General features: G+C 41.9%; 8 protein-coding genes. All 8 read left to right on the top strand.

Annotated elements, in window-relative coordinates; translation table 11 throughout:
- Positions 1-202: 202 nt before the first annotated feature.
- The 8 genes from ODU55_RS08670 (at position 203) to ODU55_RS08635 (ending at position 7,040) form a co-directional block, all read left to right on the top strand.
- Positions 203-379, top strand: a complete 177-nt coding sequence (locus tag ODU55_RS08670) for a hypothetical protein (protein WP_237699840.1) — start codon at positions 203-205, stop codon at positions 377-379.
- Positions 380-458: 79 nt separating this feature from the next.
- Positions 459-1,802, top strand: coding sequence for a DEAD/DEAH box helicase (locus tag ODU55_RS08665; protein ID WP_398582558.1), 1,344 nt, complete (start codon positions 459-461; stop codon positions 1,800-1,802).
- Between the two features lie 17 nt (positions 1,803-1,819).
- The gene (locus tag ODU55_RS08660) at positions 1,820-2,044 is read left to right on the top strand and encodes a DUF4059 family protein (protein WP_002936682.1); all 225 of its coding nucleotides are present in this window, start codon (positions 1,820-1,822) and stop codon (positions 2,042-2,044) included.
- A gap of 14 nt (positions 2,045-2,058) precedes the next feature.
- A complete protein-coding gene (gene trxB / locus ODU55_RS08655; protein WP_002942687.1) occupies positions 2,059-2,976 on the top strand; it encodes a thioredoxin-disulfide reductase in 918 nt (305 codons plus the stop codon).
- A gap of 9 nt (positions 2,977-2,985) precedes the next feature.
- Entirely contained in the window at positions 2,986-3,525 is a 540-nt protein-coding gene (locus ODU55_RS08650) for a YceD family protein (RefSeq protein ID WP_398582557.1), read from the top strand.
- A gap of 96 nt (positions 3,526-3,621) precedes the next feature.
- Positions 3,622-5,049: an NADP-dependent phosphogluconate dehydrogenase gene (gene gndA / locus ODU55_RS08645; protein WP_044781067.1), complete on the top strand. Its 1,428-nt coding sequence runs from the start codon at positions 3,622-3,624 to the stop codon at positions 5,047-5,049.
- 81 nt (positions 5,050-5,130) lie between these two features.
- Positions 5,131-5,820, top strand: a complete 690-nt coding sequence (locus tag ODU55_RS08640; RefSeq protein ID WP_032511044.1) for a DNA-binding response regulator — start codon at positions 5,131-5,133, stop codon at positions 5,818-5,820.
- An 89-nt stretch (positions 5,821-5,909) separates the two neighbouring features.
- Complete coding sequence (locus tag ODU55_RS08635) at positions 5,910-7,040, top strand: AI-2E family transporter (RefSeq protein WP_012027644.1); 1,131 nt, start codon at positions 5,910-5,912, stop codon at positions 7,038-7,040.
- The last annotated feature ends 27 nt before the right edge of the window (positions 7,041-7,067 follow it).

Here is a 7,067-nt window from a genome sequence, read left to right as displayed (position 1 = left end):
TCCGTTAGCTGCCGTAAAAAATGATTTTTGGGAACAACAATATCATACAGGGGAGAATAGGAACTAAGATCTAACTGAATTTGATTATCAAGCATAGGAATCACCTCGACTCTAGTATAGCAAAAAAAGACATCAAGTTGATGACTTTTTCAGTGGGTTCGCCAATGCAGTCCCTATTTTGGGTGGTCTGATTTCAGGAGGTTTGACCTATTTTACCTTCCAGCCCATGGGAGGGATGTTGGCAGACACATTTGTGAAAAAAATAAATGGTGATTTTGATGGCGAATTAGAGCTCACTGAGGCCTTTAAAGCAAGTTTGGAAGAAGAGAAGGAACTTGGAATTATTGAGGCAGAATTTACTGAAGCAAGCGAGAGTTGATTAGGACGGGTATCCGTCCTTTTTGCTTGTCCACCTAAATCGTGCTATAATAGAGGGAAATACAACTAAAGAGGAAACTATGAAATTTACAGATATGAAACTCAAGCCTTATATTCAGGAGGCTTTGAAAGAAATTAACTTTGTCCAGCCGACAGAAGTTCAGGAGAAATTGATTCCTGTTGTTTTGTCAGGGCGAGACTTGATAGGGGAATCAAAAACAGGTTCGGGTAAGACCCATACCTTCTTGATCCCTATTTTCCAAAAATTAAATGAGGAATTGGACCAAGTTCAGGCTGTTATTACAGCCCCATCTCGTGAACTGGCTACTCAGATTTATCGAGCGGCACGCCAGTTGGCTAGTCATTCGGACATCGAAGTTCGTGTGACCAATTATGTTGGCGGTACGGATAAGAACCGTCAAATTGACAAGCTTCAAGCTAGTCAGCCTCACATTGTTGTTGGGACACCGGGGCGTATCTATGATTTGGTCAAATCAGGTGACCTTGCTATCCATAAAGCCAAAACCTTTGTGGTTGATGAGGCAGATATGACCTTGGACATGGGCTTTTTGGAAACAGTTGATAAGATTGCTGGCAGCCTGCCAAAAGACTTGCAATTTATGGTCTTTTCAGCGACCATTCCGCAGAAACTCCAACCGTTTTTGAAAAAATACTTGTCCAATCCAGTCATGGAACAAATCAAGACCCATACGGTCATTTCAGATACCATTGAAAACTGGCTGATTTCAACCAAGGGGCGTGACCGTAATGCTCAAATCTTGGAAGTAACCAAGCTCATGCAACCTTACTTGGCCATGATTTTTGTCAATACAAAGACACGTGCAGATGAATTACATAGCTATTTGACTGCGAACGGTCTTCGTGTCGCAAAGATTCATGGGGATATTCCTCCACGTGAGCGCAAGCGGATGATGAACCAGGTGAAGAACTTGGACTATCAGTACATTGTTGCAACGGATTTAGCAGCACGTGGGATTGATATTGAGGGCGTCAGTCATGTCATCAATGATGCAATTCCGCAAGACCTTTCCTTCTTTGTTCACCGTGTGGGGCGCACAGGTCGTAATGGTTTATCAGGTATTGCCATTACCCTTTATCAGCCAAGCGATGATGCAGATATTCGAGAGCTAGAAAAACTCAATATCAAATTCTTGCCAAAAGAAATGAAAAATGGCGAATTTGTCGATACCTACGACCGTGACCGCCGTGCTAACCGTGAAAAATCTCGTGAAAAACTAGATTTGGAAATGATTGGCTTGGTCAAGAAGAAAAAGAAAAAAGTCAAACCAGGCTACAAGAAGAAAATTCAATGGGCTGTTGATGAAAAACGTCGCAAGACCAAGCGAGTTGAAGCGCGTGCAAAGGGTCGTGCAGAACGTAAAGCCAAGCGTCAAACCTTCTAGGAGTGTTGGAAAAGACCATGTTACAAAATATTCTCAGTTTTTATTTACAAGGATTGCTAATAGCTTCCTTGTTGATTATCACTTCTAGTCTGGTCTGGTTTATCTGGCGTGCGACAAAGGGTGTGGATAAAACCTTGCAAGAACGACAAGATTTCTTGTTTGATTTGTTGATGATTAATGTGATGACAATCCCCATTGCAGCCTTTGGAGTAGTGGGAATCTTATTAATGTTTAAAGCGTAGAAGGAAAAAAGTATATGTACGATACAGTTGTAATTGGTGCGGGTCCTGCGGGGATGACTGCAGCTCTTTATGCAGGGCGTAGTAATTTAAAGGTAGCTCTTTTGGAACGTGGTATTTATGGTGGTCAGATGAACAATACCGCGGAAATTGAAAACTATCCAGGCTATGACCATATTTCAGGTCCAGCCTTGGCTGAAAAAATGTTTGAACCCTTGGAAAAATTCGGTGTGGACCATATTTTTGGCACCCTAGTCCGTATTGAGGAAGAAGGACAAATTAAGAAAGTGATCACTGAGGATGGTGTTTTGGAGACAAAGACAGTCGTTCTAGCCATGGGGGCAAAACATCGCTTGTTAGGTATTCCAGGTGAGGATACTTACAATAGCCGCGGTGTCTCGTATTGTGCAGTCTGTGACGGTGCCTTCTTCCGTGGACAAAAACTCTTGGTTGTCGGTGGTGGAGATTCTGCGGTCGAAGAAGCTCTCTTCTTGACACAATTTGCGGAGTCTGTGACAATTGTTCACCGCCGTGATCAGCTTCGTGCTCAAAAAGTCATCCAAGACCGCGCCTTTGCCAATGAAAAAATTAACTTCATCTGGGATAGTGTAGTCGAAGAAATCAAGGGTGATGACTTACGTGTACAAAGCGTGGTTATCAAAAATGTGAAAACTGAAGAAGTCAGTGAACTTGATTTCGGTGGTGTCTTTATCTATGTCGGTCTGGATCCGATGACTGATACAGTTGCGGACCTAGGAATTACAGACGAAGCTGGTTGGGTTATCACTAATGAAAAGATGGAAACGACTCAATCAGGCATCTATGCCATCGGTGATATTCGTCAAAATCAACTTCGTCAGATTGCAACGGCAGTAGGAAATGGTGCAGTTGCTGGACAAGAAGTCTATAACTATATTACAGAACTAGCTGAATAGGGGAATACAATGTTTCATATTTACGATATTCAGAAAAATCCAGATGGAATCTCCTTTGATAAAACCTTGGATTTACAGGAAGAATTGCAGGCTCGAAATGGTGAAGTTCTAGGCTTGTCGCCAGTCCAAGTCACTGGAAATATCCGCTTTGAATCAGGTTTCTTTTTCTTGGACTATCAGATGACTTATGATATTACCTTGGCATCCAGTCGTTCTCTGCAACCAGTTGTTTTGCATGAGGTCCAAAACGTCAATGAACTCTTTGTTGCCAATGAAGCAGTTCTTAAAGAACAAGATTTGATTGATGAGGATATGGTGCTGGTAGTAGAAGATGACCACATTGTCCTTGAGGAAAGTGTGGCGGACAATATTCTTTTAGCCATTCCGATAAAGGTTTTGACACCCGAAGAAGAAGCTGGCACTGACCTGCCTTCAGGTCAAGCTTGGGCTTTAATGACTGAGGAAGATTTTCAACAAAAAGCTCAAGAGAAAAAAGAAGCCAATAGTCCTTTTGCCCAATTACAAGGCTTATTTGGCGACGAGGACTAACTCAGATTGGCAAGATAGTTAAATTATCTGAAAATTCTTGTCAATTTTAAGCTTTCGGTGTATAATAAAAGAGATACAAATTAGAGGAGTAAACAAATGACTAAAGCAAATTTTGGTGTTGTAGGGATGGCCGTTATGGGCCGCAACCTTGCGCTTAACGTTGAATCACGTGGCTATTCAGTAGCTATTTACAACCGCTCTGCTGATAAAACAGAAGATGTTGTTGCAAGCAATCCAGGTAAAAACTTGGTACCAAGTTACGATGTGGAAAGCTTTGTGGCATCTATCGAAAAACCACGTCGCATCATGCTTATGGTTCAAGCTGGTCCTGGTACAGATGCAACCATTCAAGCGCTTTTGCCACACTTGGATGAAGGTGACATCTTAATCGATGGTGGTAATACTTTCTACGAAGACACTATCCGTCGTTCAAAAGAATTGGCAAACTCAGGTATTAACTTCATCGGTACAGGTGTATCTGGTGGTGAAAAAGGAGCCCTTGAAGGTCCATCTATCATGCCTGGTGGTCAGAAAGAAGCTTACGAATTGGTGGCAGATGTCTTGGAAGAAATTTCAGCAAAAGCACCAGAAGATGGAGCACCATGTGTGACTTATATCGGTCCAGATGGAGCTGGTCACTACGTAAAAATGGTACACAACGGTATCGAGTATGGCGACATGCAATTGATTGCGGAGTCTTATGACCTCATGCAACACTTACTCGGTTTGTCAGTGGATGAAATGGCTGACATCTTTACTGAGTGGAACAAAGGCGAATTGGATAGCTACTTGATTGAAATCACAGCAGATATTTTGAAACGTAAAGACGATCAAGGTCAAGATGGCCCGATCGTTGACTACATCATGGATGCTGCTGGTAACAAGGGTACTGGTAAATGGACAAGCCAATCATCACTTGACTTGGGTGTGCCACTGTCATTGATTACAGAATCTGTATTTGCTCGCTATATCTCAACTTACAAAGATGAGCGTGTGGCAGCAAGCAAGGTTCTTCCAAAACCAGTTCCATTTACCTACGAAGGAGACAAGGCTGAATTGGTTGAAAAAATCCGTCAAGCCCTTTACTTCTCAAAAATCATGTCTTATGCACAAGGTTTTGCACAGTTGCGTGTAGCATCAAAAGAAAACAACTGGAACTTGCCATTTGGTGAAATCGCAAAAATCTGGCGTGCAGGTTGTATCATCCGCGCTCGCTTCTTGCAAAAAATCACAGATGCCTACGGACGTGATGAAGACTTGGCAAACTTGCTCTTGGATGAGTACTTCCTTGATGTAACAGCTAAGTATCAACAGGCAGTTCGTGATGTTGTTGCCTTGGCAGTTCAAGCAGGAGTTCCTGTACCAACATTCTCAGCAGCTATTACCTATTTCGATAGCTACCGTGCTGAAAACTTGCCAGCGAACTTGATTCAAGCACAACGTGACTACTTTGGTGCTCACACTTATAACCGTAAAGATAAAGAAGGAATCTTCCATTACGACTGGTATAGCGAATCAAAATAGAAAAGATGGGCGTGGAAGCGCCCTTCTTTCTAGTCATAATACGATTCCTACACCATTTGAAAGAATAGAAAAGGATGGACAATGGCTAAGAAAATTTTGATTGCTGGTAAAGAACGCAATCTCTCGCATTTTGTTTCCATGGAATTGCAGAAAAAAGACTATCTTGTTGATTATGCATCAACAGGGAAAGAGGCTATGGCCTTGGCACATGAAACGGATTTTGACTTGATTCTGATGAGTTTTCAGCTTTCAGACATGTCCAGCAAGGAATTGGCTGCAGAACTATTAGCGATAAAACCAGCCACGGTCATGATTGTGGTAGTTGAGCCGACAGAAGTTAGTCAGTATGGGGAAGAAGTCCTCTCTTATGCTGTTTCCTACGTAGTGAAGCCCTTTGTCATCAGTGATTTAGTGGAGCAAATCTCTGCGATTTTTCGTGGTCGTGACTTTATTGACAATAACTGTAAGCAGGTTCACATGCATGCGGCCTATCGTGATTTGAAGGTTGATTTTCAAAATCGAACAGTGACTCGAGGTGATGAATTGATTAATTTGACCCGCCGAGAGTATGATCTGTTGGCGACCTTAATGAATAGCCCAGAGCCTGTTAGTCGAGAACAACTTCTTGAGCGTGTTTGGAAATATGAAGCGGCTTCTGAGACCAATGTTGTTGATGTATATATTCGCTATCTACGTGGTAAACTGGATTTGCCACATCAAGATTCATATATAAAAACGGTTCGTGGTGTCGGATATGCCATGCGCGATTGATTTAGAGTAGAGAAGAGGGAAGCTTTCCCTCTTTCTTTTTCTATAAGCGTGTGATAAAATAATAGCCAATAAGTAAGAATGGAAAAGTTATGAATACATCATTTAAAGAAAAAGTCATATTGATACTCTTATCTGGAGCGACATTGTTAGCTGTTCTCAACTGGTCAAGTATTTATGGGGCTATTCAACAATTACTAGGCAGTATGAACTCGCTTTTTATTGGAGCTATTTTTGCCTTTATTCTCAATGTTCCCATGAAAAAATTAGAAGATCAGTTTGAAAAGATTTCTTTTTTAAAGAAATCCAAGCGGTCTTTGGCAATTGTTGGAGTATTAATTGGATTTGCTTTAATTGTGACAGGACTGGTGGTGATTGTTCTTCCTACATTGGTGACGACTGTTTCAGAACTGGTTTCGGTTAGTAGCACAGCCATTCCAAAATCGGTAAATGCCCTAACTAATTTTCTTGAATCAAATGGTCTTTTGTCGGGACAAATCGGAGACCAGATTGCCAGCTTTTTGGATCAGTTGAAGAATTTAACACTTATTTCAAGTTTGGTCACACCGATTTTATCTGGCTTGGTGTCCAATGTGACGGGGATTTTTTCGAACACTATGACGTTGATAATGGCTTTCTTCTTCACTCTAGCGATTTTAGGGAGCAAGGAACACTTGCAGGCGATGACAAGAAAGTTCTTGCAGGCTACCTTGCCGGAGAAGGCTGTCAGAGTAGTGAATTATATTGGAGAAGTTATTGTTGATACCTATGACCGATTCTTGATGAGTCAGATTGTTGAGGCATGTATCATTGGGACACTTGTCTTTGTTAGTTATTCGCTCTCAGGAATTCCTTATGCCAGCATGGCTGGTATTTTGGCTGGGGTCCTATCATTTGTACCTTATATCGGTCCATTTTCAGCGTGTCTGATTAGTGCTCTCTTTGTGGCGGTACAAAATCCGCTCTTGGCACTCTGGTCTATCGCCCTTTTCCAGATTATTCAGCTGATAGAAGGAAATGTTATCTATCCGCGCGTGGTTGGTCAATCAGTTGGACTTCCGACCCTCTTTACCCTAGCCGCAGCCTTGATTGGTGGTAATTTGTTTGGCCTACTTGGTATGGTCTTCTTTACCCCAATTTTTGCGGTTGTCTACCGCCTGGTTCGTGAATGGGTTGCCAGTCGATTGAAGAAGCAAGATGAATTATTGGTAGAAAGTGAGTAATTCTCGCTTTCTTTTATTTTTGTCATT

This window comes from Streptococcus sp. 2022WUSS037, assembly GCF_044427225.1.
Classification (GTDB): domain Bacteria; phylum Bacillota; class Bacilli; order Lactobacillales; family Streptococcaceae; genus Streptococcus.
This window is presented reverse-complemented; position numbering and strand designations above follow the sequence as displayed.